Annotated in this window: 24 protein-coding genes; 7 read left to right on the top strand and 17 right to left on the bottom strand. The window is 71.8% G+C overall.

Annotation, left to right across the window (positions count from 1 at the left end; all coding sequences use genetic code 11):
- Positions 1-2 precede the first annotated feature (2 nt).
- Both ACIRVH_RS25135 and ACIRVH_RS25130 read right to left on the bottom strand, forming a co-directional pair.
- Positions 3-236 carry a hypothetical protein gene (locus tag ACIRVH_RS25135; protein WP_403956900.1) on the bottom strand — a complete coding sequence of 78 codons (234 nt, stop codon included), beginning with the start codon at positions 234-236 and terminating at the stop codon, positions 3-5.
- Between the two features lie 35 nt (positions 237-271).
- Entirely contained in the window at positions 272-1,573 is a 1,302-nt protein-coding gene (locus tag ACIRVH_RS25130) for an MFS transporter (RefSeq protein ID WP_403956897.1), read from the bottom strand.
- A gap of 116 nt (positions 1,574-1,689) precedes the next feature.
- Here ACIRVH_RS25130 and ACIRVH_RS25125 point away from each other — a divergent pair, with 116 nt between their 5' ends.
- Complete coding sequence (locus ACIRVH_RS25125; RefSeq protein ID WP_403956894.1) at positions 1,690-2,709, top strand: GlxA family transcriptional regulator; 1,020 nt, start codon at positions 1,690-1,692, stop codon at positions 2,707-2,709.
- A 47-nt stretch (positions 2,710-2,756) separates the two neighbouring features.
- On the opposite strand, the gene ACIRVH_RS25120 is transcribed toward ACIRVH_RS25125, so the two are convergent.
- From ACIRVH_RS25120 to ACIRVH_RS25105, 4 genes are all read right to left on the bottom strand, one after another.
- Complete coding sequence (locus ACIRVH_RS25120) at positions 2,757-3,980, bottom strand: MFS transporter (protein ID WP_403956892.1); 1,224 nt, start codon at positions 3,978-3,980, stop codon at positions 2,757-2,759.
- A 111-nt stretch (positions 3,981-4,091) separates the two neighbouring features.
- Complete coding sequence (locus ACIRVH_RS25115; protein ID WP_403956889.1) at positions 4,092-5,141, bottom strand: Zn-dependent alcohol dehydrogenase; 1,050 nt, start codon at positions 5,139-5,141, stop codon at positions 4,092-4,094.
- Positions 5,141-6,289 (bottom strand): acyl-CoA dehydrogenase family protein, encoded by a 1,149-nt coding sequence (locus tag ACIRVH_RS25110; protein WP_403956886.1) that lies wholly within the window; start codon positions 6,287-6,289, stop codon positions 5,141-5,143. The genes ACIRVH_RS25115 and ACIRVH_RS25110 overlap by 1 nt, the downstream gene beginning before the upstream one ends.
- Positions 6,290-6,315: 26 nt before the next feature.
- Positions 6,316-7,227 carry an SDR family NAD(P)-dependent oxidoreductase gene (locus tag ACIRVH_RS25105; RefSeq protein ID WP_403956883.1) on the bottom strand — a complete coding sequence of 304 codons (912 nt, stop codon included), beginning with the start codon at positions 7,225-7,227 and terminating at the stop codon, positions 6,316-6,318.
- 86 nt (positions 7,228-7,313) lie between these two features.
- Here ACIRVH_RS25105 and ACIRVH_RS25100 point away from each other — a divergent pair, with 86 nt between their 5' ends.
- A complete protein-coding gene (locus tag ACIRVH_RS25100) occupies positions 7,314-8,240 on the top strand; it encodes a cyclase family protein (RefSeq protein WP_403956880.1) in 927 nt (308 codons plus the stop codon).
- A 234-nt stretch (positions 8,241-8,474) separates the two neighbouring features.
- Here ACIRVH_RS25100 and ACIRVH_RS25095 read toward each other — a convergent pair whose 3' ends face one another.
- From ACIRVH_RS25095 to ACIRVH_RS25080, 4 genes are all read right to left on the bottom strand, one after another.
- Positions 8,475-8,939, bottom strand: coding sequence for an ATP-binding protein (locus tag ACIRVH_RS25095; protein ID WP_403956877.1), 465 nt, complete (start codon positions 8,937-8,939; stop codon positions 8,475-8,477).
- Between the two features lie 484 nt (positions 8,940-9,423).
- Positions 9,424-10,296, bottom strand: coding sequence for an acyl-CoA dehydrogenase family protein (locus ACIRVH_RS25090; protein ID WP_403956874.1), 873 nt, complete (start codon positions 10,294-10,296; stop codon positions 9,424-9,426).
- 2 nt (positions 10,297-10,298) lie between these two features.
- Positions 10,299-11,432, bottom strand: coding sequence for an acyl-CoA dehydrogenase family protein (locus ACIRVH_RS25085; protein WP_403957149.1), 1,134 nt, complete (start codon positions 11,430-11,432; stop codon positions 10,299-10,301).
- Positions 11,432-12,628: an amidohydrolase family protein gene (locus tag ACIRVH_RS25080; RefSeq protein ID WP_403957146.1), complete on the bottom strand. Its 1,197-nt coding sequence runs from the start codon at positions 12,626-12,628 to the stop codon at positions 11,432-11,434. The genes ACIRVH_RS25085 and ACIRVH_RS25080 overlap by 1 nt, the downstream gene beginning before the upstream one ends.
- Positions 12,629-12,713: 85 nt before the next feature.
- Here ACIRVH_RS25080 and ACIRVH_RS25075 point away from each other — a divergent pair, with 85 nt between their 5' ends.
- Positions 12,714-14,237: a class I adenylate-forming enzyme family protein gene (locus ACIRVH_RS25075; RefSeq protein WP_403956871.1), complete on the top strand. Its 1,524-nt coding sequence runs from the start codon at positions 12,714-12,716 to the stop codon at positions 14,235-14,237.
- Here ACIRVH_RS25075 and ACIRVH_RS25070 read toward each other — a convergent pair.
- Both ACIRVH_RS25070 and ACIRVH_RS25065 read right to left on the bottom strand, forming a co-directional pair.
- Positions 14,221-14,733 (bottom strand): EF-hand domain-containing protein, encoded by a 513-nt coding sequence (locus ACIRVH_RS25070; protein ID WP_403956868.1) that lies wholly within the window; start codon positions 14,731-14,733, stop codon positions 14,221-14,223. The two genes, ACIRVH_RS25075 and ACIRVH_RS25070, sit on opposite strands and share 17 nt — an antisense overlap.
- A 146-nt stretch (positions 14,734-14,879) precedes the next feature.
- Positions 14,880-15,269 carry an STAS domain-containing protein gene (locus ACIRVH_RS25065; protein ID WP_403956865.1) on the bottom strand — a complete coding sequence of 130 codons (390 nt, stop codon included), beginning with the start codon at positions 15,267-15,269 and terminating at the stop codon, positions 14,880-14,882.
- A gap of 334 nt (positions 15,270-15,603) precedes the next feature.
- On the opposite strand from ACIRVH_RS25065, the gene ACIRVH_RS25060 reads away from it, so the two are divergent.
- Complete coding sequence (locus ACIRVH_RS25060; RefSeq protein ID WP_403956862.1) at positions 15,604-16,185, top strand: RNA polymerase sigma factor; 582 nt, start codon at positions 15,604-15,606, stop codon at positions 16,183-16,185.
- Positions 16,182-17,576: a maleylpyruvate isomerase N-terminal domain-containing protein gene (locus tag ACIRVH_RS25055; RefSeq protein WP_403956859.1), complete on the top strand. Its 1,395-nt coding sequence runs from the start codon at positions 16,182-16,184 to the stop codon at positions 17,574-17,576. The genes ACIRVH_RS25060 and ACIRVH_RS25055 overlap by 4 nt, the downstream gene beginning before the upstream one ends.
- 178 nt (positions 17,577-17,754) lie before the next feature.
- Here the strand turns inward: ACIRVH_RS25055 and ACIRVH_RS25050 are convergent, their stop codons facing one another.
- The 3 genes from ACIRVH_RS25050 to ACIRVH_RS25040 form a co-directional block, all read right to left on the bottom strand.
- Positions 17,755-18,534, bottom strand: a complete 780-nt coding sequence (locus tag ACIRVH_RS25050) for an SDR family NAD(P)-dependent oxidoreductase (RefSeq protein ID WP_403956856.1) — start codon at positions 18,532-18,534, stop codon at positions 17,755-17,757.
- A gap of 23 nt (positions 18,535-18,557) precedes the next feature.
- Complete coding sequence (gene purU, locus ACIRVH_RS25045) at positions 18,558-19,439, bottom strand: formyltetrahydrofolate deformylase (RefSeq protein WP_403956853.1); 882 nt, start codon at positions 19,437-19,439, stop codon at positions 18,558-18,560.
- Positions 19,440-19,551: 112 nt separating this feature from the next.
- Complete coding sequence (locus tag ACIRVH_RS25040; RefSeq protein WP_403956850.1) at positions 19,552-20,052, bottom strand: hypothetical protein; 501 nt, start codon at positions 20,050-20,052, stop codon at positions 19,552-19,554.
- A 117-nt stretch (positions 20,053-20,169) separates the two neighbouring features.
- Here ACIRVH_RS25040 and ACIRVH_RS25035 point away from each other — a divergent pair, with 117 nt between their 5' ends.
- Positions 20,170-21,498, top strand: coding sequence for an ABC transporter substrate-binding protein (locus tag ACIRVH_RS25035; protein ID WP_403956848.1), 1,329 nt, complete (start codon positions 20,170-20,172; stop codon positions 21,496-21,498).
- 37 nt (positions 21,499-21,535) lie between these two features.
- Here the strand turns inward: ACIRVH_RS25035 and ACIRVH_RS25030 are convergent, their stop codons facing one another.
- Together ACIRVH_RS25030 and ACIRVH_RS25025 are read right to left on the bottom strand one after the other, a co-directional pair.
- Positions 21,536-23,212 carry a hypothetical protein gene (locus tag ACIRVH_RS25030; protein WP_403956845.1) on the bottom strand — a complete coding sequence of 559 codons (1,677 nt, stop codon included), beginning with the start codon at positions 23,210-23,212 and terminating at the stop codon, positions 21,536-21,538.
- Between the two features lie 201 nt (positions 23,213-23,413).
- Positions 23,414-24,799, bottom strand: coding sequence for a transcriptional regulator (locus ACIRVH_RS25025; RefSeq protein WP_403956843.1), 1,386 nt, complete (start codon positions 24,797-24,799; stop codon positions 23,414-23,416).
- A 276-nt stretch (positions 24,800-25,075) separates the two neighbouring features.
- On the opposite strand from ACIRVH_RS25025, the gene ACIRVH_RS25020 reads away from it, so the two are divergent.
- Complete coding sequence (locus tag ACIRVH_RS25020; RefSeq protein WP_403956841.1) at positions 25,076-25,729, top strand: bifunctional DNA primase/polymerase; 654 nt, start codon at positions 25,076-25,078, stop codon at positions 25,727-25,729.
- Positions 25,730-25,787 lie beyond the last annotated feature (58 nt).

Here is a 25,787-nt window from a genome sequence, read left to right as displayed (position 1 = left end):
GGTCAGCTGGCGCTCATTCCGCGCTCCGGCCAGCCGCCCCTCTCCTCGTACAGCGAGTTGATCTTCCGCGAGGCTTTGAGGAACAGGTGGTCGACCTCACCGTCGACCGGTTCCGACGAACGAGAGGCCGTGTTCAGCGAGAGCCGGCGATCCATCTCCGCCGGGTCGGCGCCGAAGGAGTAGCGGATGAACCCCGACTCCTCGGACTCCTTCTTGAAGTAGACCAGTGCGGCCACTGTCACTCACCCTCGAAGTATTTCCCCCGCCCCGTTCAGGACAGCGCGGGCACAGGAGCGGACGTGCGCCGGATCACCAGGGCCATCAGGGCCGCCGCCGCGCACAGGGTGCCGGAGGCGTACCAGACCATGTCGTAGGTGCCGAAGACGTCGCGGGCGACGCCGCCGAGGAAGGCTATGAGGGCCGCGCCGACCTGGTGGGAGGCGAGCACCCAGCCGAAGACGATGGCGCTGTCCTCGCCGTAGTGCTCCCGGCACAGGGCCAGGGTGGGCGGGACGGTGGCCACCCAGTCGAGGCCGTAGAAGATGATGAAGAAGACCATCGAGGGGTGGACGGACGGCCCCAGCAGCATGGGCAGGAAGAGGAGAGAGATGCCGCGCAGGGCGTAGTAGACGGCCAGCAGGCGGCGCGGTTCGAAGCGGTCGGTGAACCAGCCGGAGGCGATCGTGCCGACGACGTCGAACACACCGACGACCGCGAGCAGGGAGGCCGCCGCCGTGACGGGCATGCCGTGGTCGTGGGCGGCGGGCACGAAGTGGGTCTGGATCAGGCCGTTGGTGGAGGCACCGCAGATCGCGAAGGTGCCGGCGAGCAGCCAGAACGGACCCGTGCGCACGGCCGAGCCGAGGACCTTCAGCGTGCGGCGGGCGGCCCCGGTGACCGGCGCCGGCTTCGGCACGAACTCCTGGGCGCCGTACGGCTTCAGGCCCACGTCGGCCGGGTGGTCGCGCAGCAGGAGCCACACGAACGGGACGACGGCGAGCGCGGCGAGCGCGACCGTCACGGCGGCCGGACGCCAGTCGTAGGACTCGATCATCCACGACAGCAGCGGCAGGAAGATCAGCTGGCCGGAGGCGGAGGCGGCGGTGAGGATGCCGCTGACCAGCCCGCGCCGCTCGGTGAACCAGCGGTTGGTGACCGTCGCGGCGAAGGCGAGGGCCATCGAACCCGAGCCGAGGCCGACCAGCAGCCCCCAGCACAGCAGCAGCTGCCAGGCCGCCGTCATCCACACGGTGAGGCCGGAGCCGAGCGCGATCACCGTCAGCGCCACGGCGACCACCTTGCGGATGCCGAAGCGGTCCATCAGCGCGGCGGCGAAGGGCGCGGTGAGCCCGTACAGCGCGAGGTTGATCGAGACGGCCGCGCCGATCGTGCCGCGCGACCAGCCGAAGTCCTGGTGCAGGGGGTCGATGAGCAGGCCGGGCAGGGAACGGAAGGCGGCCGCGCCGATGATCGTGACGAACGTGACGGCGGCGACGAACCAGGCCCGGTGCACACGGTGGCGCCGGGCGGGCGGGGCCTGGACGGGAGCTGCGGCTTCGGTTGTCTGAGTCACGTCATAGAGGGTCCTGTCTCGGGCCCCGCACATCGAGTGGCCCGAAGGCCAGCATTCGTTAGGATCGGGCCATGGAGCATCGGGGCGTGGAGGATCGGGCCATGAAGGATCAGGTCATGACTGCCGGCCAGGAGTTCCGTCCGCACCGGATCGTCGTCCTCGCGCTGGACGGCCTGCTCCCCTTCGAACTGGGCATCCCGCACCGGATCTTCGGCCGCCCGCGGGACGCCGAGGGCCGGTACCTGTACGAGGTCGTGACCTGCTCGGTCCGGCCGCCCGGGCCGGTCGAGACGGACGCCGACTTCGCGGTGCACGTCCCGCACGGCCCGGAGGCGCTGGCGACGGCCGACACGGTGATCGTCCCGGCGTCCTACGAACTCGGCCCGGTCTACGACGAGGGCAGGCTGACCGAGGAACTGACCGCCGCCTTCGCCCGCATCCGCCCCGGCACCCGCCTCGCCTCCATCTGCACCGGCGTCTACGTCCTCGCCGCCGCGGGCCGGCTGGACGGCCGCCCGGCGACGACCCACTGGGCGGACGCCGAACGCTTCCAGCGCATGTTCCCGCGGATCAAGGTGGACGCGGACGTGCTGTTCATCGACGACGGGGACGTGCTGACCTCGGCCGGGGTGGCCGCCGGGATCGACCTGTGCCTGCACATGGTGCGCCGCGACCACGGCACGGCCGTCGCCAACGAGGTGGCCCGCCGCACGGTCGTCCCGCCCCACCGCGACGGCGGCCAGGCCCAGTACATCCACCGCCCCGTCCCCGACCCCCAGCTCGCCACCACCACCGCGGCCCGCGCCTGGGCCCTCGGCCGACTGCACGAGCCGATCCAGCTGCGGGACATGGCCGAGCAGGAGGCCATGTCGGTCCGCACCTTCACCCGGCGCTTCCGCGAGGAGGTCGGCATCAGCCCCGGCCAGTGGCTCACCCAGCAGCGCGTCGAACGCGCCCGCCACCTCCTGGAGTCCACCGGCCTCTCGGTCGACCAGGTGGCCCGCGACGCGGGCTTCGGCACGGCCCAGTCGATGCGCCAGCACCTGCAGCAAGCCCTCGGGGTGACACCTACGGCTTATCGGCGGACGTTCCGGGCGGGGTTCAGCGACGGGGCCGGGGACCCCGCGATGACGTAACAGAAGGGAACAGAAGGGAGCGGAAGGGGCAGAAGGGTGTGGAGCCTTCAGGGAGCCGTATGCATCCTGCTGCGGTCGCTTCCGTCGGTCACCGCCACCTCCCTCCGGCCCCGGGACCGCTCCCTGCGTATCTCGCCCCACCAGCCGATCCCGGTGAGGACCAACGTCAGCCCCACGCCGGCCAGGACCGCCGTGGAGGGGGCGGCCAGCTGCAGCAGAGCACCCGCCAGGGAACCCGTGGCCGCGTATCCCGCGCCCACGGCCGCGTACATGACCGAGTAGCCCGCGGCCAGCGCACCCGGCGGGAGGGCTTCGCGCAGGGACAGGTTCCGGGTGAGCATCGCTGCGGACTGGAGCAGCCCCGCCACGGTCAGGGCGGCCGCGATGCCGGCTGCGCCCGGTATCAGCGCGACCCCGGTCACCGCCGCCGACATCGCGCACAGCAGCACCACACTGCGGGTGGCGAGGCGCCCCGGCCAGGACCGCAGCCCGTACAGGAACGCGCCCACCCCCGCGGCCGCCGACATGCCGAGGAGCAGCGGGCCGGCCCAGCCGACGGCGATGCCGCGCTGTTCGAGCAGGGCCGGCAGGACGAGTTCGGCGAGGGCGAGCTGGGACAGGCCCGCGGCGCCGGTGACGTACGCCGGCCAGGCGCCGGCCAGGACGCGGAGCTTCGACGTCCCCCCGGCCCGCTCCTCCGTCTGCCAGCCCTCGGGCAGCAGCCACAGGCCCGCCACCGACGTCCCCATCAGGGCCGCCGCAAGCAGCAGCGGCACGCCCGGGGCGACGCCGAGCGCGAGTCCGGTGACCGCGGCCGGGGACAGCGCCCAGATGCCGGACATCAGCATCGACTCCACCGAGAGCGCCTGCGCGGCCGCGTGACCGGGCACCAGCGAGGTGAGCAGGGCCCGCAGGCCCCCGGAGGCCGCCGCGGGGGCGGCACCGGCGAGGGACGCGAACATCCCGAGTATCACGGGGTGCGCGCCCGGCAGCGCGCCGAGCCCGGCGAAGCCGACGGCACCCGCGGCGAGGCCCACCGCCAGGTGGGGACGGGCCCGGCGCGGGTTGAGACGCATGCCGAGGGCGGGAGCTCCGAGGATCTCGCCGAGGACGTAGACCGCGGCGAGTGCGGCGCCCAGCGGGTAGCCGCCCGGGCGTTCGCGGACCAGGAAGACCAGGGCGAGCGGCGCCATGGCCACCGGCATGCGGGCGCCGACGGCCACCAGGGCCCAGGTCAGGACCGGTCGGGAGACGACATCGCGGTAGCTCATGCGACGACGGTAGGGGGCGGCACGGACAGTCGGCGCCGCATTTCCCGCCGCCTGTGGACAACTCGCGGAACCACAGCCCACGCAGCACTCACGAGGACCGAACAAGAGTGCTCAGAACATCAGCACCCCTCGCGCCACCCGCCCCGCCTCCGCGTCCGCCCGCGCCTTCTCGAAGTCCTCCACCGGATAGGTCTGGGTCACCAACTCATCGAGCAGCAGGCGGCCTTGGCGGTACAGCTCGGCGTACAGGGGGATGTCCCGCTGCGGGCGCGAGGAGCCGTAGCGGCAGCCCAGGATGGCCTTGTCGAGGAACATCGAGGAGACGACGAAGGACGCCTCCGCGGTCGCCCGGGGCATGCCGAGCAGGACGGCCTGGCCGTGGCGGTCGAGGAGGTCGATCGCCCGGCGGATCAACTCCACGCGGCCCACGCACTCGAAGACGTGGTCGGCGCCCGTCGGCAGGATGTCCCGCACACCCTCCGCCGAGGTGAGGAAGTCGGTCGCGCCGAACTGCCGTGCCGTCGCCTCCTTCGCCGGGTTGGCGTCCACGGCCACGATCCTCAGGGCCCCGGCAAGACGCGCGCCCTGCAGGACGTTCAGGCCGATACCGCCCGTGCCGATGACGACCACCGTGTCCCCGCGGTCCACCCGGGCCCGGTTCAGGACGGCGCCGACCCCGGTCAGCACCCCGCACCCGATCAGCGCGGCCGACGACAACGGAATGTCCTTCGGGATGCGGACCGCCTGCACCGCCTTGACGACCGTACGTTCCGCGAAGGCCGAGTTGCAGGCGAACTGGTGGACCGGCCGGTCCCCGCGGCTGAAGGGTCGGCCCGGGCGACCGATCGCCTTGCGGCACATGGTCGGGCGCCCCCGGTCGCACTCCGGGCACGTCCCGCAGTTGGCCAGCGTGGACAGGGCCACATGGTCACCGGGCGCGACATGCGAGACGCCCGCACCGACCGCCTTCACCACGCCCGCGCCCTCATGGCCCAGCACCACCGGCACCGGGAAGGGAATGGTGCCGTCCACCACCGAGAGGTCGCTGTGGCACAGCCCGGCCGCCGAGATCGCCACCAGCACCTCGCCGGGCCCCGGCTCCCGTACCGCCAGATCGTCCACCACCTGCACCTGCTTGCCGTCGAACACCACACCACGCATCACGCGACCCCCTTCGGCTCTCTCGGCAGACCGAGCACCCGCTCGGCGATGATCGTGCGCTGGACCTGGTCCGAGCCGCCGTAGATGGTGTCGGCCCGGGCGAAGAGGAACAGATGCTGGTCGGGGTCGAGTTCGTACGGCGCCGCCGGCGCCCAGTCCGCGGGCCCCGCGGAAGCCTCCGCACCGCGCACCTGCACCGCCAACTCCCCGAGCCGTTGGTGCCAGTTCGCCCACAGCAGCTTCGCCACACTGGGCGCGCCCGGATCGCCGGAGCCGCCGAGGGTGCGCAGGACGTTCCAGCGCATGGCCCGCAGCTCGGCCCACTGCCGCACGAGCCGGGCCCGTACGACCGGATCGTCGACGGCACCGGTACGCAACGCCGCTCGCACGACCCGGCCCAACTCTGCTGCGAATCCGATCTGTTGGGCGAGTGTCGACACCCCGCGCTCGAAGCCCAGCAGGCTCATCGCCACCTGCCAGCCCTGGCCCTCTCCCCCGACGACGTGCTCCGCGCGCGCGTGCGCCCCGTCGAAGAAGACCTCGTTGAACTCGCTCGTGCCGGTCATCTGGCGTATCGGCCGCACCTCGATGCGCCCCGGCTGGTCCATGGGGACGAGCAGAAAGCTGAGGCCCTGGTGGCGACGGGACCCGGCATCGGTCCTGGCCAGCACGAAGCACCAGTCGGCCTCATGGGCGAGAGAGGTCCAGATCTTCTGGCCGGTGATCCGGTAGGACGCCCCCTCACGCACCGCCGCCGTCCGCACCCCGGCCAGGTCGGATCCCGCACCCGGCTCGCTGTACCCCTGACACCACAGCTCCTCCCCGGCGGCGACCGGCGGCAGGAAACGGCTCTTCTGCTCCTCGGAGCCATGGATGATCAGGGTGGGGGCAAGCAGGTTCTCCCCGATGTGCCCCGAACGCGGGGGCGCACCCGACCGCGCGTACTCCTCGGCCCAGGCGACCTGCTGGGTGAGGGTGGCGGTCCGATTGCCGTAGCCGGCCTCGGGCCAGCCGATCCCGATCCAGCCGGCTTTCCCGAGGGTACGTTCCCAGGTACGACGGTCCTGCGCGCTGTCGGCATGCGCCGCAAGCCAGCCGCGAGCCTCGGTACGGAACGCCTCGTCCTCGGAGGTGAATTCAAAGTCCATGGGACCTCCCTTGTCGGCACGAGCTCTCAGGCGTTGGGCCGCTCCCCGTCCCGCGCAGCCCTTTCCATCCCCGCCACCTGCGCCAGCATCGGCATCGGATCCACCCCCACCGACCCCGGCAGAAACTCCGCGATCCGCTCCGGCGTCCAGGCCTCCTCCCCGAAAGCCGAACGGAGTTCCCGCGGCTGCGCCCACACCGCGATCTTCGGTCCGGCGATCGTGTACACCTGTCCGGTGACGCCCTGCTCCTTCGCCGCGTCGGACAGCAGGTACACCACCAGCGCCGCCACGTCCTCCGGCGCCCCGATCTCCTTCAGCTCCATCGGAACGTTCGCCGACATCCGCGTACGCGCCACCGGGGCCACCGCGTTCGCCGTCACCCCGTACTTGTGCAGCCCCAGCGCCGCGCTGCGGACGAGCGAGATGATGCCGCCCTTGGCGGCGCTGTAGTTGGCCTGGGAGACGGAGCCCTGGTGGTTGCCGCTGGTGAACCCGATCAAGGTTCCCGCCCGCTGCTTCCGCATCACGGCGGAGGCGGCCCGGAACACCGTGAACGTGCCCTTGAGGTGGGTGGCGATCACCGGATCCCACTCCTCCTCGGACATGTTGAACAGCATCCGCTCACGCAGGATCCCGGCCACACACACAACCCCGTCGATGCGTCCGAACGACGTCAGCGCCGCGTCCACGACCCGCTGCCCGCCCGCCATCGTGGAGATGTCGTCGGCCACGGCGATCGCCTCGCCCCCGGCCGCCTCGATCTCCTTGACGACGGCCTCGGCGACCTCGCTGGTCGGCGAGGTCCCGTCCATGGAGACGCCGTAGTCGTTGACGACGACCTTCGCACCCTCGGCAGCGGCCGCGAGTGCGACCGCGCGCCCGATGCCCCGTCCGGCGCCCGTCACGGCGACCACCTTGCCTGCCAAGAAGTTCCCCACGTCCGGCCCCTTCCCGCGGTTTCTGACGGACCGTTAGATTTTATGGCGCGTCAGACGTGCGGACACAAGCCCCGGGGAGGCATCGGATGTCACTGCCCGACGAGTTCCACGAGATCGCCAAGCGCGTGAACAACTGGGGGCGCTGGGGAGCGGACGACGAGATCGGCACCCTGAACCTGATCACCGACGAGGTCGTCCGCGAGGCCGCCGCCTGCGTCCGCACGGGCCGCCGCGTCCCCCTCGCCCTCCCGCTCCAGCAGGACGGCGTGCAGACCGGGATGATCCCTGGACGGGTCAATCCGCTGCACGCGATGGTGCAGATCAACCAGGAGCTGTTCGGGCCGGGCACGGTGGCCTGCAGCGACGACGCGGTGACCATGGGGCTGCAGGCGGGCACCCACTGGGACGCGCTGACCCATGTCTCGCACTCCGGGAAGCTCTACAACGGCCGCCCGGCGCACACGGTCACCCCGCACGCCGGCGCGCAGTTCAGCGGCATCGACAAGGCGCGGCACGTCGTCTCGCGCGGGGTGCTGCTGGACGTGGCACGCGCGCGTGGCGTGGACCGGCTGGCGGGCGGGCACGGGGTCACGCCGGAAGACCTGGAGGCGGCCGAGGAGTTCGGCGGGGTGCGGGTGCGGGCCGGGGACGTGGTCCTGGTGCGAACCGGGCAGGTGCAGGTGTATCTGGCCGGGGACAAGCACGGGTACGGCTATCCGTCGCCGGGGCTCTCGGTGCGCTGCCCGGAGTGGTTCCACGCGCGCGATGTGGCCGCGGTCGCGAACGACACGCTCACTTTTGAGATCTTTCCGCCCGAGATCGAGAATCTGTGGTTGCCGGTCCACGCGCTGGACCTGGTGGAGATGGGGATGCTCCAGGGTCAGAACTGGAATCTCGAAGAGTTGTCCACAGCCTGTGGAGAAACGAACGGGTACGCGTTTCTGCTGTCGGCGATGCCGGAGCCGTTCGTCGGCGCGACGGGGACACCCGTGGCACCGATCGCTGTCCTCTGAAGCCCGGTTGGCGGCGCGCCCCCCTGCGCCGACCACGCGCCGCCACCCGGCGCGACCCACACTCGACGAGGACCGACGTCACCCGGGCCCTCGCCGTCCCCTCGCGGCGAATCGTCGCCCACAAGCGTGTTCAAACGGACACATGCCGTCAACACCGATACGGCGATTCATGACGTACGCCCGATTCACGGTGGCCGCGCACGGATGCACCCCCGGCGCACGCCACACCGGTGCCTACACCGCTTCGAACGCGAGGTCCTCGCACGCGGACCGCCCGCCCCCGTACGCCACGGCTGCGCCCTCCCGGGGCTGCGAGCAGCGGTCCAGCTCGCACCAGATGCTCTTGCCGGCGCCCTCGGGGCTCCAGCCCCAGCGGTCGGCGAGGCAGTCGACGAGCGCCAGGCCCCGGCCGCCGGTGGCGTTACTGCCGGCGCAGCGCGGGACGGGCGCACGGGGGCTGGTGTCGGCCACCTCGAGGCGGACGGTGGCGGATTCGACCGTGCCCGGGGGCAGGGACAGCCGCAGCACGGCCGGACGGCCGGTGTGCACCACGGCGTTGGTGACCAGTTCGGAGACGAGCAGAATCAGCGTCTCGGCGAGCGGTTCGTCGGCGTCTATACCGGACCCTGCCAGGCGGGAACGGGCCCATCTCCGGGCTCGCCCCACCTCCGTGGGGTCGGGCCGGACTTCCAGCTGCACCTGAAGCACCTGCACCGCTCACACCATCCGAACCGGCGGACACATGACCCCGCGCCGCGCACACGCCGCGACGAGGGCCACGATCGTAGCCATTCTCTGCATGGCCAGGACAACGGCCAGCGCAAGGGTCACGGAACGTGACTCCCTTACGAGACAGCATGGTTGACGTACAGTCACCCCAACAAGCGCTTCGGGCATATTCCAGCGCGAAGGATTACCCGTGCGGCATACTGTGCGACGCTCGCAGCAGGGAGTCGAACAGGCCTGATCCGGCGGCACCCCGGGGGCATCACCGGCACGGCTCGCGCTCGCAGCCACTCGCATCCCACAGAAGGTACCGGAGTGAGGCGCCGACTCCAGGACGTGACGGGTCACACGATGGACACAACCCGGTATCGACGCTCCGTGATTCCGGTACGCCACGATCCGCGACATCTTGGGCCACGACTTTATGCAGGGCCCAGCCCAGCGCGTCGCCTCACCGTCAGGCCACCAGATCGGCGGCCAACACTTCCTCACTCTCCGTGCTCCCCCCGCCGCGCTGGGCCCGCGCCCAGGCCCGTTTGAGATGCAGATGGACCTCTGCTTCCCAGGTGAAGCCCATGCCGCCGTGCACCTGAAGGCAGTCGCGGGCCCCGCGCACGGCGGCCTCGTCGGCGAGCAGCCGGGCGGCGGCGATGTCGGTGGGGTCGGCGGTCACGGCGGCCGCGTAGACCGCCACCCGGGCCGTCTCGGCGCGCACCAGCAGGTCGGCGCACAGGTGTTTGACGGCCTGGAAGGCCCCGATCGGCTGCCCGAACTGCTCTCGCGCCCGGGCGTGTTGCACGGCCAGCTCGCATGCGCGCGTGGCCGTGCCGAGCTGCTCGGCGGCGGTGAGGAGCACGGCCTCCGGATCCGGCGCGCCGACGCCGCCCTCGGGGACGCGGTGCAGGGGCGTCAGCGGGTCCACCGACCGCAGGGGTACGGCACCGGAGGCGTCCCCCATCACGGTGTCCGCCGCGTCCAGCCACTCCACCAGGGGGCCGTCCGCACGGGCCACCACGGTCTCCCCGGTGGCCGCCCCGGGTACGGTCCCGGCGGCGAGGTGGGTGGCCAGTACCGGCCCCGGCAGCAGTGCACGGCCGGTCTCCTCGAAGACCAGCACCGCCTCCGGCAGCCCGAGACCGACCCCGCCCCGGGCCTCCGGCACCCGCAGCGCGAACAGGCCCGCCGCGCCCAGCTCCCGCCACAGGTCCCGGTCCAGGTGCCCGGGCCGGGCCACGGCCGCCCGCAGCGCGTCCGCGCCGAACCGGCGCTCCAGCAGCTGCCGTACCCCGGCCCGCAACGCCCGTTGCTCCTCGGTGAGTCGGAAGCGCACGGTCACCGTCCCTTCGGGAGGCCGAGGATGCGCTCGGCGACGATGTTGCGCTGGATCTGCGAGGTGCCGGCGGCGATGGTGTACGACAGCGAGGAGAGCCGGTCGAGGACCCAGGGCCGGTCCAGGTCGAGACAGTCCGGGCCGAGCACCTCGGCGGCGGTGTCGTACAGCTCCTGACGGACGTGCGAGTACCTCAGTTTGAAGACCGAGCCCCCGACGCCCGGCACTCCGCCGCCGGCCTCCGCCTCGCTCACGTTCCACTGGGTCAGCCGCCACAGCGCCCGGAACTCGGCATGGAGCCGCCCGAGCCGCCGGCGCAGCACGGGGTCGTCCCAGCGGTCGTTCTCCCGCGCGGTGCGGGCGAGTTCGCCGAGCACCCGGCGGCAGGCGACGACCTCGCCCACGAAGGCCGTGCCGCGCTCGAAGGAGAGCGTCACCATGGTCACGCGCCAGCCGTCGTTCTCCGCCCCGACCCGGTTGCCGACCGGCACCCGGACCTCGTCCAGGAACACCTCCGCGAACTCCGCCGACCCGGCGAGCGTGCGCAGCGGCCGTACCGTGACGCCCTCGGCGTCCATCGGCATGGCCAGCCAGGTGATGCCCTTGTGCCTGGGCGCCTCCGGGTCCGTACGGACGAGCAGTTCGCACCAGTCGGCCACCTCGGCGTGCGAGGTCCAGATCTTGGACCCGCTCACCACGTAGTCGTCGCCGTCCCTACGCGCGCGCGTGCGCAGCGCGGCGAGGTCGGACCCGGCGTCCGGTTCGCTGAACCCCTGGCACCACACCTCGTCCCCGCGCAGGATCGGCGGCAGCCAGCGGTCCTTCTGCTCGGCCGTGCCCTCGGCGGCGACCGTCGGCCCGGCATGCAGCAACCCGACGAAGTTCGCACCCACATAGGGCGCGCCCGCCCTCTCCGTCTCCTCCAGGAAGATCAGGCGTGTGGTCGGGGAGGAGTCCCAGTGGACGTCGGCGTACCCGGCGTCGTACAGCATCCGCTGCCAGCCGAGGTCGTGGGCGCGGCGGCCGGGCCAGTCGTCCGGGGACGGCTTGGCGGGCAGGGTGGGCAGCACCTTGGCGAGCCACTCCCGCAGCCGGGCCCGGAACTCCTCCTCCTCGGGCGTGTACGAGAGGTCCATCACTTGTCGAAGTCCAGGCCCAGCATGCGGATGGCGTTGCCCCGCATCAGCTTGTGGACGGTCTCGTCGTCGAGGCCCTTCACATGGTCGAGGGCGACCTCCTTGGTGTGCGGGAAGGTCGAGTCGACGTGCGGGTAGTCGGTCTCGAAGGTGGCGTTGTCGCGGCCGACGACGTCCAGGGACGCGACCCCGTGCTTGTCGCGGAAGAAGCAGCAGAAGATCTGCCGGTAGTAGTACGTCGACGGCGGCTCCGGGATCAGATCGCGCACCCCGCCCCAGGCGCGGTGCTCCTCCCACACGTCGTCGGCGCGCTCCAGGGCGTACGGGATCCACCCCATCTGCCCCTCGGAGTAGGCGAGTTTGAGGGTGGGGAACTTCACCAGCACCCCGCTGAAGAGGTAGTCCATCATCGAGGCCATCGCGTTGTTGAAGCTGAGCGAGGCCTGGACGGCGGGCGGCGCGTCCGGGGAGGCGGCGGGCATCTGCGAACTGCTGCCGATGTGCATGTTGACGACGGTCCCGGTCTCCTGGCACACCGCGAAGAACGGGTCCCAGTAGCCGGAGTGGATGGACGGCAGCCCGAGATGGGTGGGGATCTCGGAGAAGGTCACCGCCCGCACCCCCCGCGCGGCGTTGCGCCGGATCTCCGCGACGGCCAGCTCCACGTCCCACAGCGGAATGAGGCACAGCGGGATCAGCCGGCCCCCACTGCCCCCGCACCACTCCTCCACCATCCAGTCGTTGTAGGCGCGGACGCACGCGAGCGCGACCTCCTTGTCGTGCGCCTCGGCGAAGGTCTGCCCGCAGAAGCGCGGGAAGGTCGGGAAGCAGAGGCTGGCCTCGACGTGGTTGAGGTCCATGTCCTCGAGCCGCGCCTTGGGGTCCCAGCAGCCACGCCGCATCTGCTCGCGCGTGATCCCCTCCAGGGTCATCTCGTCCCGGTCGAAGCCGACGGCGGCGATGTTGCGCTTGTACGGGAACTTCAGGTCCTCGTAGATCCACCAGTCCGTCGGCTGGCCCTCCGGGTCCATGGTGATCTGGTACTTCCCGCCGATGTACGCCAGCTCCCCGATCCCGGCGGTCAGCGGCTTGGGACCCCGGTCCCGGTACTTCGCCGGCAGCCAGGTCTCGAAGAGGTGGGCGGGCTCGATCACGTGGTCGTCGACGCTGATGATGCGGGGCAGTTCGGTCACGATGGTCCCCTCCGCCGGACAGTACTTATCTGATGGTCCGTCAGATAGCATGGCACCTGACGAGTCGTCAGCCAAGCAGGGGGCATACGTGAACGAGACCCCGCACTCCCTGAGTTCCTCCCGCACGCTGTGGGACCTGGTCGTGCGCCGCGCCGACCTCACCCCCGACCGCCCCGTCCTCCTCCAGGAGGACCGCCGGCTGACCTTCGGCGAGCTGCGCGAGCGGGCCGAGCGGGTGGCGGCGGGCCTGTACGGCATGGGCGTCCGCCCCGGCACGGTGGTCGCCTGGCAGCTGCCCACGCGCATCGAGACGGCCCTGCTCTCCTTCGCCCTGGCCCGCCTGGGCGCCGTCCAGTCCCCGGTCATCCCCTTCTACCGGGACCGCGAGGTCGGCTTCGCGCTGCGCGAGTCCAGGGCCGAGTTCTTCGCCGTACCGGGCGTCTGGCGCGGCCACGACCACACGGAGATGGCCCGCCGCCTCGGCGCGAAGGGCGTCTTCGAGGCGTACGACACCCTGCCCGAGGCCGACCCGTCCACCCTCCCCGCACCCCCCGCCGAGGGCACTTCGGTCCGCTGGATCTACTGGACCTCGGGCACGACCTCCGACCCCAAGGGCGTCCTGCACACGGACCGTTCCCTGATCGCGGGCGGCTCCTGCCTGGCCCACGCCCTGCGCCTCACCCCGGACGACGTGGGCTCGATGGCGTTCCCTTACGCGCACATAGCCGGCCCGGACTACACGGTCATGCTGCTGCTGTACGGCTTCCCGGCGGTGATGTTCGAGCAGTTCGCCCTGCCGGACGCGCTGGAGGAATACCGGCGGCACGGGGTCACGGTGGCCGGCGGCTCGACGGCGTTCTACTCGATGTTCCTGAACGAGCAGCGCAAGGAGCCGGACACGAAGGTGATCCCCTCCCTCCGCCTCCTCGCGGGCGGCGGCGCCCCCAAACCCCCCGAGGTCTACCACTCCGTGGTCCGCGAGATGGGCGTACAGCTCACCCACGGCTACGGCATGACCGAGGTTCCGATGATCACCATGGGAGACCCCGAGGACACCCCCGAGAACCTCGCGACGACCGAGGGCCGCCCACCGGAGGGCATGGCGATACGGATCGTCGACGGCGAGGTCCGCCTGCGCGGCGAGGCCGTCTGCCAGGGCTACCTGGACCCGGGCCAGACAGCCGCGGCCTTCGACCCGGCGGGCTTCCTGCGCACCGGCGACCTCGGCCACGTCACCGGCTCCGGCCACCTCGTGCTCACCGGCCGGCTGAAGGACGTGATCATCCGCAAGGGCGAGAACATCTCGGCCAAGGAGATCGAGGACCTGCTGGCCGCACATCCGGCGGTGGGAGACGTGGCGGTCATCGGCCTGCCGGACGCGGAGCGGGGGGAACTGGTCTGCGCGGTGATCGAACAGCCGTCCGGCGCCGCAGAGTTGACGCTGCCGTCGGTCGTCTCGTACCTGCGCACGGAAGGGCTGTCCGTCCACAAGCTGCCGGAGCGGCTGGAGGTGGTGGACGCCCTTCCACGGAACGAGACGCTGCGGAAGGTGCTGAAGTACAGGCTGCGGGAGCGGTTCGCGCAGCCGCCGGCCGCTACTCCGGAACGGTGAAGTAGCGCGCGAACGCCGGGATGACCTCCGCCTCGCCGATCCTGCCGTCGCCGTCCGTGTCGAGGGCGGTGGCGGTGGCGCGGGCGATGTCGGCCGGTACGTGGAAGACGCGGAGGACGCGGACCGTGTCGGTGAGGGTGGCGTGGCCGTCCGAGTCCGGGTCGGCCACGGCCAGGGCCGCGTGCAGGAAGGGGCGGGCGATCTCGGCGAAGCGGTCCGGGTTGTCGCGCAGGCGCTTGACCGCGCCGGTGACGAACTCCTCGCGGGTGATGCGCTGGTCACCGTCCCGGTCCGCGATGCCCGCCATGCCCTGCCAGAAGGCCTCCGCACCGGCGTACAGCGCCTGGCCCTTGTCCGAGCGGGCGGTGACGGCGAACTCGGCGAGCAGCGCCTTGGCCGCCGCGTTGAAGTCCTCACGGTCGATGTAGCCGTTGCCGTCCTGGTCGAAGGTGGCGAACCGGGCGGCGATCCTGCGCTCGTACTCGGTGCTGACCATGTCTGTTCGGGCCGCCTTACGTTGACGTGGGGGTGGATCTGGCAGGGAGCGTACGTCGCGGGAGGCGGTGAGGTGACGGAAAAGCGGGGGTTGTGCCAAGACCGGGGGAATTCTGCGACAACCTCGTGGCGTCGGCGTGGCGCGGCTCAGGCAGAGAGGGGGCCCGCCTCGTCGGTGACGGCGGACTCGACGTCGGGGCGGACGTCGAAGAGGCGGCGGACGCCGAGCGCGCCGAGGACCCGGTTGACGTGCGAACCGTCGTCGGCGCCCCGGTCCGGCAGGATCAGCCGCAGCCGGCCCTGGCAGGAGCGGATCAGCCGACGGGCGGCGATCAGCACGCCGACCCCGCTGGAGTCGCAGAAGAAGACCTCGGAGAGGTCCAGGATCAGGCTGTGGTGGCCCTCGGCGACCACGTCATGGACCCGCTGGCGCAGCACCGGCGAGGTCATCAGGTCCAGTTCCCCGGACACCCGGAGCACGGCCCACTCACCCAGTGCGCCCTGTTCGTCGTCGGTCACCTTGAATGCCACGGCCACGCCCCTCCGCTCGCCGGATCTCCCGGAACCGCCCGGAAACGGAAGCAGTTCCTACGTTTCTCTCCGCGCGGCTGCCCAGCGGCGGTTCCCTGAAACTTCGGGCAACAAACCGTGAGCGATCAACAAGGGGCTTGTTTCAGTCACTACCGATCCTGTTCGATCGGAGTTGGACACGCTTTGAGTGAAGATTATGTGAAGAGGGCACTATCACCTGCGGCGCCTCGGGGGGCGCACATTGACACAAAGGGGCGTGCGTAGTCAGGAGTGCCGACTACATTCGAGATGAGGGTGCAGAGACGCTGGACGGGCCGGACGACGCGAGGGGAGGGGCAGCATGGCGCAGAAGGACGTACCGCCCCGCTGGGACCGCAAGATGCAGCAGCGGCTCGCGCGCGGTGAAGCCGCCGCGCTCGGCGAGCTCTACGACCGGTTCGCCTCCCTCGTGCACAGCCTCGCCCACCGCGTCCTCGGCGACGAGCGGGCCGCCGACGGTGTCACCCGTGAGGTCTTCGCCCATGTCTGGGAACACCCCGACAGCTACGACCCCAAGGAGGGTCCGCTGCGCTCCTGGGTCGCCGCGGTGACCCACCGGCTGGCCGTGCAGCGGCTGCGCGCCACCGAGACCGCCGCGCTCACCGGGGGCGAGAGCGGTTCCGCGGAGGAGCTGGAGAGCCTGGAGAGCAAGGTGCACCGCGCCTCGGTCGCCGCCCGCGCCGACTACATCGTCCACTCCATGCCCGCCCCGCTGCGCGCCGCACTCGAACTGGCCTATTTCCAGCGCCGCGACTACCGCCAGACCGCCACCGACCTCGGCGTCACCGAGGACGAGGCCCGCCGTCGGCTCCGCCTCGGCCTGCAACTGCTGTCCACCGCCCATGACGTCGGCACACCGCCGGGATACGGGGGTGCGGCGTGAACGGGCCGGGAGGGTTCGAGGCGCACGACGGGGACGACAGGTACGACAAGTTGGACGGGGACGACGCGTACGAGGGCGCTGCGGGAGCGGGCCCCGGTGACGGGCCGCCGCGTGCCGGTGGGTCGGGAACCGGCCGGTCGCCCCGGATACCGCTGCCCCGCGCCTCTGTCGAGGACAGCGGGTTGCCGTTGCCCGACCTCGCCGATCTGGGAGACCCTCCGCCCGTGCCGCTCGACCTGTCGCACGACGTCCTGAAGTCGCTCCTCGGCGCCTGGGCCCTGGCCGCCTGCTCGGCGGCCGAGACGGCGGCCGTGGAGGAACACCTCGGCAGCTGCGGGTTCTGCGCCGAGGAAGCGCTGCGGCTGCGCGAGGCGGTCGGCCTGCTGCACCAGCCCGAGAGCCTCGACCTGGACCCCGCCCTGCGCACCCGCGTCCTGGAGAGCTGCCTGGACCGCCGGCCGCCGCGCATCCCGGTGCCCGACTGGGCGGCTCCCTACGACGCCGAGAGCGCGCGGCTGGACGCGCTGCTGCAGGACTTCGGTGACGCGGAGTGGCATGCGCCGGTGCGGCTGCGGTGGTTCGAGGGCGACGCGCCGACGAGTCGTCGTACCACCGTGGCCGGGGTGATCGCGCATCTGCTGTCGGTGGACGGGCTGGTCGCGACGGCGCTCGGTCTGGAGGATCCGCTGGCGGAGGTCTTCGCGAAGGGCGAGAAGAGCGAACAGGGCGAGACGGGCGAGCTCGGCGGGCAGGGTGCTGCGGGGCCGGCCGGACGCACCGAGGCGTTCTGGCGGGCGTCCCACTTTCCGCCGACGCGGTCCGTGCGGGCGCCGTGGCGGGAGCAGAGCCACAACCTCGTACGGACGGTGTCCTTCACGGGCAGCACCGCCGACGGGCTCGCGGTGCCGTACGGCGCCTTCGAACTGCCGTTGCACGACGCCATGCTGGACCGCGCCTTCGAGTGCTGGGTGCACGCGGAGGACATCGCGGAGGCGGTGGACTATCCGTACGAGCCGCCCGCGCCGCGTCACCTGAACAAGATGATCGACCTCGCGGCGCGGATGCTGCCGGTGGCCCTGGCCGAGCGGCGCCGGGCGGGGTTGTCCGCGCCCGGCCAGACCCCGCATCTCGTTCCCGCGGGGGCGCCGGGGCGGAGCCTGCGGCTGGAGATCGAGGGGGCGGCCGGCGGCGAGTGGCTGATCCCGCTGGACTCGCCCGGGGCGGTGGGCTCCGCGGAGTTCGAGGTGGCCCATGTCGCCCTGGACGGCGTGGAGTTCTGCCGGCTGGCCGCGGGGCACGTGCCTCCGGAGGAGGCTGCGGCGGGGCAGGTCGGCGACCGGGAGGCGATCAGGGATGTGCTGTTCGCTGCGGCGGGGTTGAGCCGGATGTGAACGTGGCTGTGCAGCTTGCCGGTGCGAGGGCTGGGCGGGCGTGGGCTTCGCTTGCCCGCCCGCAGCCACGCACGGCAACTATGCGGCCAACGGGGCTCCAACTCGTCAGGGGCGCGGGGAACTGCGCGACCAGCCCCCACGCACCCGCAGCCGACCGAACTGCCGAACTGCCAGCGGCTCAGTGCACCGAGAACCCACCGTCCACGAAGATCGACTGCCCGGTGACATAAGCAGACGCACCGCTCGCCAGAAACACCACCGCCCCCGCAAAGTCCTCCGCCACCCCGTTCCGCCCGACCATCGTGCGCGCGGCCAGTGCCGCCACCCGCTCCGGGTCGGACGACAGCCGCGTGTTCAACGGGGTCATCACGAAGCCCGGCACGAGGGTGTTGGCGGTGACGCCGTGCGGGGACCACGCCTCGGCCTGGGAGCGGGCCAGTGACTCCAGCGCGCCCTTGGAGACGCCGTAGGCACCGCTCTGCACGAAGGCCCGGTGCGCCTGCTGGGAGGTGATGTGGATGATCCGGCCGTGGCCCCGCTCGGCCATGCCGGGTCCGAACCGCTGCCCCAGCAGGTAGGGCGCCTCCAGGTTCACGGCCATGGTGGTGTCCCACACCTCCTCGCCCAGCTCCCCCATCGGCGGCCGCAGGTTGATCCCGGCACAGTTGACGAGGATGTCGGGCTCCCCGAACTTCCCGGCCGCCTCCTCGGCCGCCGCGCGCACGCCCTCGCGGGTGCTCAGGTCGGCGCTGACCCAGGCGGCCCGGCACCCGTCGGCGGTCAGCTCGTCGACCGTGGCGGCCAGCTGTGCCTCCTTGCGCGCCACGACCACCACGCTCGCCCCGGCCCGCGCCAGTGCCCCGCTGATGGCCCGGCCGATGCCGGAGCTGCCGCCGGTGACCACGGCGACGCGGCCGTCCAGCGAGAACAGTTCGGAGAGGTACGCCTGTGAGGTCATGCCCGAAGCGTAGAGGGCACGGCTCAGGCGAAGATCACCGTGCGGCGCCCGTTGAGCAGGATCCTGCGCTCGGCGTGCCACTTCACCGCACGCGCCAGCGCCTGGCACTCCACGTCCCGCCCGACGGCGACCAGTTGGTCCGGCGTCACGCCGTGGCCCACCCGCTCGACCTCCTGCTCGATGATCGGGCCCTCGTCGAGGTCGGCGGTCACGTAGTGGGCGGTGGCGCCGATCAGCTTGACGCCCCGCGCGTGCGCCTGGTGGTACGGCTTGGCGCCCTTGAAGCTCGGCAGGAACGAGTGGTGGATGTTGATGATCCGGCCGCTGAGCTGCTTGCACAGGTCGTCCGAGAGGACCTGCATGTAGCGGGCGAGGACGACCAGTTCGACGTTCTGCTCGCGCACAATCTCCAGCAGCTGCGCCTCGGCCTGCGCCTTGTTCTCCTTCGTCACCGGGATGTGGCGGAAGGGGATGTTGTACGAGCCCACCAGCTCCTGGAAATCGGTGTGGTTGGAGACCACGGCCGCGATCTCCACCGGCAGGGCGCCGATACTGGCGCGGAAGAGCAGGTCGTTGAGGCAGTGGCCGAACTTGCTGACCATCAGGACGATGCGCATCTTCTCGTCGGCCCGGTTGAGCTGCCAGTCCATGTGGAAGGTGTCACCGATCGCCGCGAAGCTCGCCCGCAGCTTGTCCACGGTCAGCGGCGCGTCCGCGGAGAAGTGGACGCGCATGAAGAACAGTCCCGTGTCGTGGTCGCCGAACTGCTGGCTGTCCTCGATGTTGCAGCCGGTCATGAACAGGTAGCTCGACACGGCGTGCACGATGCCCTGCTTGTCCGGGCAGGAGAGGGTGAGGACGTACTGGTCGGCCGGGGCGGCGGCCGGGGCGGACTGCTCGTTCATGCACCACAGGGTCCCATACGGCCACGCGCCGTGGGCAATCGTCCCGCGGGTCGGGACGGGCCGGGACGGCCTGCCGCGCGCGGGCGCCGCCCCGGGAGGTTCCGGCCCCTGCCTACGCGACCCTCGTCATGATCCGCAGTACCTCCAGGGTCCGCGGAGGCGCGTCGGGATCGTCGCCGTCACTCGTCGCGAGGCGCATGTGCGCGTCCCGGGCCGCCCGCACCGCCTCCGGCCACCCGTGGTGGTCGACGTAGGCGGAGACCGGCGCGTCCGGGCCGACCTGGTGCACGATCCGCAGCACCCGCAGGACGGCGGTGTCGACGAGCGCCGCTTCCTGCGAGTCCCGGAATATCGTGCCGACGTACTTCTCGGCGGACCAGTTGTCCAGCCAGGTGTCCTCCACCAGGCGGTACACGGCGTCGGTGACGTCGCCGTACCCGTCGACGCCGGCCAGCCAGACGTCGCGTTGGAACTCCTGGTCGGAAAGCATGTGCAGCGCGGAGCGCACATTGCTGCGCCAGCGCCACCACGGCATGTCGTTCAGTGGCATGCCGCCCATGGTGGAGGAGCGACGGCCGCGACGGGAAGAGTTCTCCGAACCTTGCACGGTCATCGATCGTACGTTCCTCGCCACACAAGTCTCACCGGCCCCTGTAATTCACCTCAGTGTCACCTTTCGTTGACCATGGGTCACTCCCCGGTTAGTGATGTGACGGAATCGTGCTTGTCCATGACCGGCAGGCCACGTATCCGCAGCACCTTCCTCCCCTTCCTCTCCCGGCCCGTCAGAGCCACCGCCCTGTCGGCGGGCGCACTGGCCGCGTGTGCGTCGCTCACCGCCGGGTGCGGGGCCATCCCCGGTGCCACGGGGGGCTCCGGGGACGGCCCGATCAAGGTCATGACCTGGGCGCCGCAGAAGACCGACTCCACCAACAAGCCCGGCATGCCCGCGATGGCCCACGCCTACGGCAAGTGGATCAACGCCCACGGCGGCATCAACGGCCGCAAGCTCGAGGTCCTGACCTGCAACGACCACAACGACAGCGTGGGCGCGGCGAAGTGCGCCCGGCGCGCGGCGGCCGAGGACGTGGTCGCGGTGGTCGGCTCCTACAGCCAGTTCGGCGACTCCTTCCTCGCCCCGCTGGAGAGCGCCGGCATCCCCTACATAGGCGGCTACGGCGTCACCAGCGAGGAGTTCACCGGCCCCATGGTGTACCCGGTCAACGGGGGCCAGCCGGCCCTCCTGGCCGGTCTCGGCAGGGCGCTCGCCGCCTCCTGCGGCCCGGTCTCCCTGGTCCGCCCCGACAGCATCGCCGGCGACCAGCTGCCCGCGCTGCTCAACTCGGGCCTGAAGGCGGGCGGGCACACCCCGGCCGGCGACCAGCTCGCCGCCGAGAACGCCACCGAGTACGACGGCCAGGTCGACCAGGCGCTGCGCTACGCGACCAAGGACACGTTCAAGAAGGGGTGCGTGGTGCCCGCGCTCGGGGAGCGCACCGACATCTTCATGGACTCCTTCCGGCGGGCCCGCGCGGGCTACCCCGCGGTGCGGACGGCGAACGTGCTGGGCAGCGTCGACCAGACGGTGATCAACTCGACGGGCGGGGCGTCGGGGCCCTACGAGGGGTCGTACATCACCGGCTGGTACCCGGTGTCGTCCGACCCGCGCTGGGACCGGATGAAGAAGGTGATCAACGAGGAGGCCTTCGGCGACAACCGCATCGACCCCGCGGACGCCGGAGTGCAGACCACCTGGATCGCCTACACCGTGCTGAAGGCCGTCCTGGAGAAGATCGGCGGCGGCGAGGTGAGCTCCGACACCGTGCGGCGCACCCTCGACGACGGCCTGAAGGTGTCCACGGGCGGCCTCACCCCGACCCTGCACTGGCCCTACGAGAGCAAGCTCGCCGGGGTCGGCTTCCCACGGCTCGTCAACGCCGACGTGACCCTCCAGGTCGTCAAGGACGGCCGGCTCGTCGCGGCGAAGAAGACCGCGAGCTCGGGCTTCGACGGGATCACCGACATGACGGGCACGCTGGAGAACGCCGACCTCGGCTGACCCGGCCGCCGGGGTCCTGCCCCGGCGGCCGCCCGGCTCACAGCTGGGTCGGCTGGCGCTGGGTCAGGCCGTACTTCTGCGCGATGGTGTTCCACAGCGCCGCGGCCTTCACCTTCTCCGCGCTGGCGATACCGCTCTCCCGGTTGCCGGCCTGAGTCTGGGCGTTGCCGCGGGCCTGGCCCTTGTGGCAGCCCTTCCGGCCGCCGCCCACCTGGTCGGCCCAGGCCGCGTAGTGGTTGTCGGCGGCCGCGGACGCCTGCCAGGCCTTGGTGAGGGCGGCGGTCAGCTCGGTGTTGTTCGGCAGCTTGTCGACGGACAGCTTGCCGAGCCGGGTGACCAGGTCGGTGCGCTGCTTGGCCGCGTCGCGCAGATTGGAGGCGGACTGGCCGAGGTTGTTGCACTGCCTGACGTTCGCCACCGCCTGGATCACCGAGGCGCGGCTGCTGCCGCTGTCGGCGAGCAGCTTGTCCAGGGCGGCCGCCTGCTGCTGGGCGGGGTCGGCTCCGGCCGACGCGGAGTCCTGGGTGGCCGGGGAGGCGGCGGCGACGGTCTTCTTGTCGTTGCCCTTGTCCCCGCCGCCACCGCTGAACATCGCGCCGACACCGAAGCCGACGATGACGATGACGATGCCGATGGCGGCGATCAGCGGCACCCGCGAGCCGGTACCGCCGCCCTGGTGCCTGCCGTCGTCCTCGTTCAGGTCGATGGGCTGGATGTACGACGGCTGCGCCGGGCCCGGGTAGCCGTTCGGCTGGATCCGCGGCATCTGCTGCGTGGCGCCGGCCGGGCTCTCCCCGCCCCCCGGCCCACTGCGGAAGAGGTTGTCGAACTCGGCGGGCGGCTGCCGCTCCCCGCCCGGCGCCTGGCCGGTGAACGGCGGGATGTACTGGGTGGCATCGGCGTCGGAGGGGGCGGCCACCTGGGGCACGCGTCCCAGGAACCGCGTCTCCTCACCGGTGGACTCGGGCGGCAGCGCGCCGGACGCCACCGGCGGTATGTACTGCGTGGCGCCCTCGTCGACCGCGGCCGCCGGGACCGGCGGAATGTACTGGGTCGCGCCGTCGGCCGCCGGAGGCAGGGACGCGGCCGGGTACGCCTCCGGCACGGCGGGCGGCAGGGTCGCGCCCTGGGCGGCGGCACCGTGTGCCGCGTACCCGTCCGCGTCGGCGGGCGGCAGGGGCGCCGAGGCCTGGAACTGCTGCTGGTACGGGTCCTGGGCGCCGTAGGCGGCCGGCCGGCCCGCATCGTCCTGAGACGGCCGGCCGCCGCCGTACTGGGGCTGCAGGCCGGCGCCGTACTGCTGCTGACCGCCGCCGTACTGGGGCTGCTGATCACCGCCGTACGCCTGCGCCTGACCCGCGGAGCCGTAGGCCGGGTCCTGGCCGGCGGAGCCGTGGGCCTGGTCGCCGTACGCCGGAGCCGGTGCGCCCTCGGGAGGCAGCGGGCCGGGGCCGTTGCCCGCGGGCTGCTGCTGGTCCGGGGTGCCCCACTGCTGCGCGGCCGCAGGGGGCCAGCCCTGGTCCGGCTGGGGTGGCTGCTGTGCGCCGGGGCCCCACGAGCCGCCCCAGGCCTGGCCGCCGGTCGGGGCCGCGGGGGCGGGGGTGGGGGCGCTTGCCATCCCCGGCAGCAGGGGCTCGCCTCCGTCGGAGGGCAGCACGATGCCTTCGTGCGCGGCTCGCGCCGAGGGCTCCTCGCCCTGTCCACTCTGCGTCACCGGGACTCCTACGAATGGGGGACCTTCGGAATCGTCGGCTCACGCTACCGGGTCCCCCGAGCCGGGTGCCACGCAGCTCAGGGCGCGATCTTCTTCCTTGTGACACCAGTAACAAAACAGCCCCTCGATTCGCTGCATATGGCAACCATCCTGGGTCCTGGTGCCGTTTCCCGTGTGTTCACGCAACCGCGGAGCCGCTGTTCAGGCGGCCTGCTGGAGGTCGAGACGGGCCCCGAACTCCCGCACGACCGCCTCGTCCCGGAACGGCTCCAGGCGCTGCTGGAGGTCCTCCAGATAATCGGCGCCCCGGTTGGAACGGAGCGTCTCCAGCAGCTCCACCGCCTTCGTCCCGGTGCTGCAGGCCTGCTCGATCTCGCGCTGCTGCACCTGGGCCGTGGCGAGCAGCACATAACCGATGGCGCGGCGCCGGGCCCGGGTCTCGGGGTGTCCGGCCAGCGACTGCTCGGCGTACCGCGCCGCCGCCTCGGCCTGTCCCAGGTCGCGGTGGCAGTGCGCCAGCTCGTCCGCCAGATAGGCCTCGTCGAAGTGCGCGATCCACACCGGGTCGTCCCCGGAGGCCGCGTCCGCCTGGTCCATCGCCGAGACCGCCCGCCCGGAGGCGTCCTGCGCGGCCCGGACGTCACCGAGCAGGGCGTGCCCGCGGGCCTCGGCCGCGTGGAACATCGCCTCCGCGCGCGGGGTGACCCGCCCGCGCGCCCCTTCCTGCGCGGCCCGCGCCAGCTGGGCGATCTCGCGCGGGTTGCCGAGCTGCGCGGCGAGGTGGCTCATGGAGGCGGCCAGGATGTAACCGCCGTAGCCGCGGTCGCCGGCCGCCTGCGCCAGGCGCAGCGACTGGATGTAGTACCGCTGGGCCAGGCCCGGCTGCCCGGTGTCCACCGCCATGTAACCCGCCAGCTCGGTCAGCCGGGCCACGGTCGCGAAGAGGTCGCGGCCGACCGCCTCGCGGTAGGACCCCGCGAGCAGCCCGGAGACGACGCTGTTGAGGTAGTGCACGACGACCGGGCGCACATGACCGCTGCCGTACTGGTGGTCGAGGTCCACCAGCGCCTGGGTCATGGAACGTACGGCGGCCACGTCGGACTGGCCCACGCGCGGGCCCGCCTGCCGGGACACCTGGGCGTCCGGGGCGGAGATCAGCCAGTCGCGGCTGGGCTCGACCAGCGCGGAGGCGGCGACGGAGGAGCCGGACAGGAAGTCCCGCCGCCCCACGTCGCTGCGCCACAGCTCGCAGACCTGCTCGATGGCCCCCAGTACCGTCGGCGAGAACTGGAGGCCGACCCCCGAGGCGAGGTTCTTGCCGTTGGCCATGCCGATCTCGTCGATCGTGACCGTACGGCCGAGCTTGCGCCCGAGCGCCTCCGCGATGATCGCCGGGGCCCGGCCCCGCGGCTGCTGGCCGCGCAGCCAGCGGGCCACGGACGTCTTGTCGTAGCGCAGGTCGAGACCGTGCTCGGCGCCGCACATGTTGACCCGCCGGGCCAGCCCGGCGTTCGAGCACCCCGCTTCCTGGATGAGTGCCTGCAGCCGTTCGTTCGGCTGCCTCGCAACGAGAGGCCTTGCGGCCATGAGCTACCCCCTGCGAACCCCTGGAGCGTGAAGATCCGGCCGGAAGGATCCGGTCGGGAAGATCACTGCCCAGCTGACATACCGTCAATGCGTGACATGTGCGGTTTGCCGGGGTAAAGGCTGACGCCACCCCCACACCTGGCTACCCATCCCACGCCCCGCTTCCTCCCGCGCGCCCCCATTCGTGCACCCGTGCGCCCCGGCCGAGGAGCCGATGCTCCTCCCCTGCCCGGACACCGGCCGTAACTCCAGGTGAGTGCGGGAGTTGAGTGAAACGTGGAAGAGACGATCGCAGGCACGCAAGCCGCTCAGATTCCGCAGCAGCGCGGGGAATCGCTGCTGGAAACCGCCGTACGCTACGCCGAGGAGCGCCACTGGGACGTGTTCCCGGGCGCCTGGCTGGAAGCCGTCGACGGGGTGCAGCGCTGCGCGTGCGGCGATGCCTCCTGCCCCGCGCCGGGTGCGCACCCCACGCGCCCCGACTGGGCGACGCAGGCGACCGGCAGTGCGACCGTCGCGCGCCGGATGTGGCAGAAACAGCCGACGGCGTCGATCCTGCTGCCCACGGGACGTACGTTCGACGCGTTGTCCGTGCCGGAGAGTGCGGGGTTCCTCGCACTGGCCCGCATGGAGCGGATGGAGTTGAGCCTGGGCCCGGTGACGCTCACTCCTGACCGCCGTATGCAGTTCTTCGTGCTGCCGGGGGGTTCGGTGAAGGTTCCCGACCTGGTGCGGAAGTTGGGGTGGTCGCTGGCTTCGCTGGACCTCATGCCGTTGGGCGAGGGAAGCTACGTGGCCGCTCCGCCGACTCGTTTCGGCTCGCGTGGCGCTGTGCAGTGGGCCTGTCGGCCCACGCCGGCGAACCGATGGCTGCCGGACGCGGAGGAGTTGATCTCGCCGCTGGCCTATGCGTGCGGTCGCGATCGCTGACGTGCGCCCACACGTCCGAGCCGCACAGCAGGCACGGTCCCGCGCCCCTGAAGGCTTT

It is taken from the genome of Streptomyces sp. NPDC101165 (assembly GCF_044768135.1).
Lineage (GTDB): Bacteria > Actinomycetota > Actinomycetes > Streptomycetales > Streptomycetaceae > Streptomyces.
This window is presented reverse-complemented; position numbering and strand designations above follow the sequence as displayed.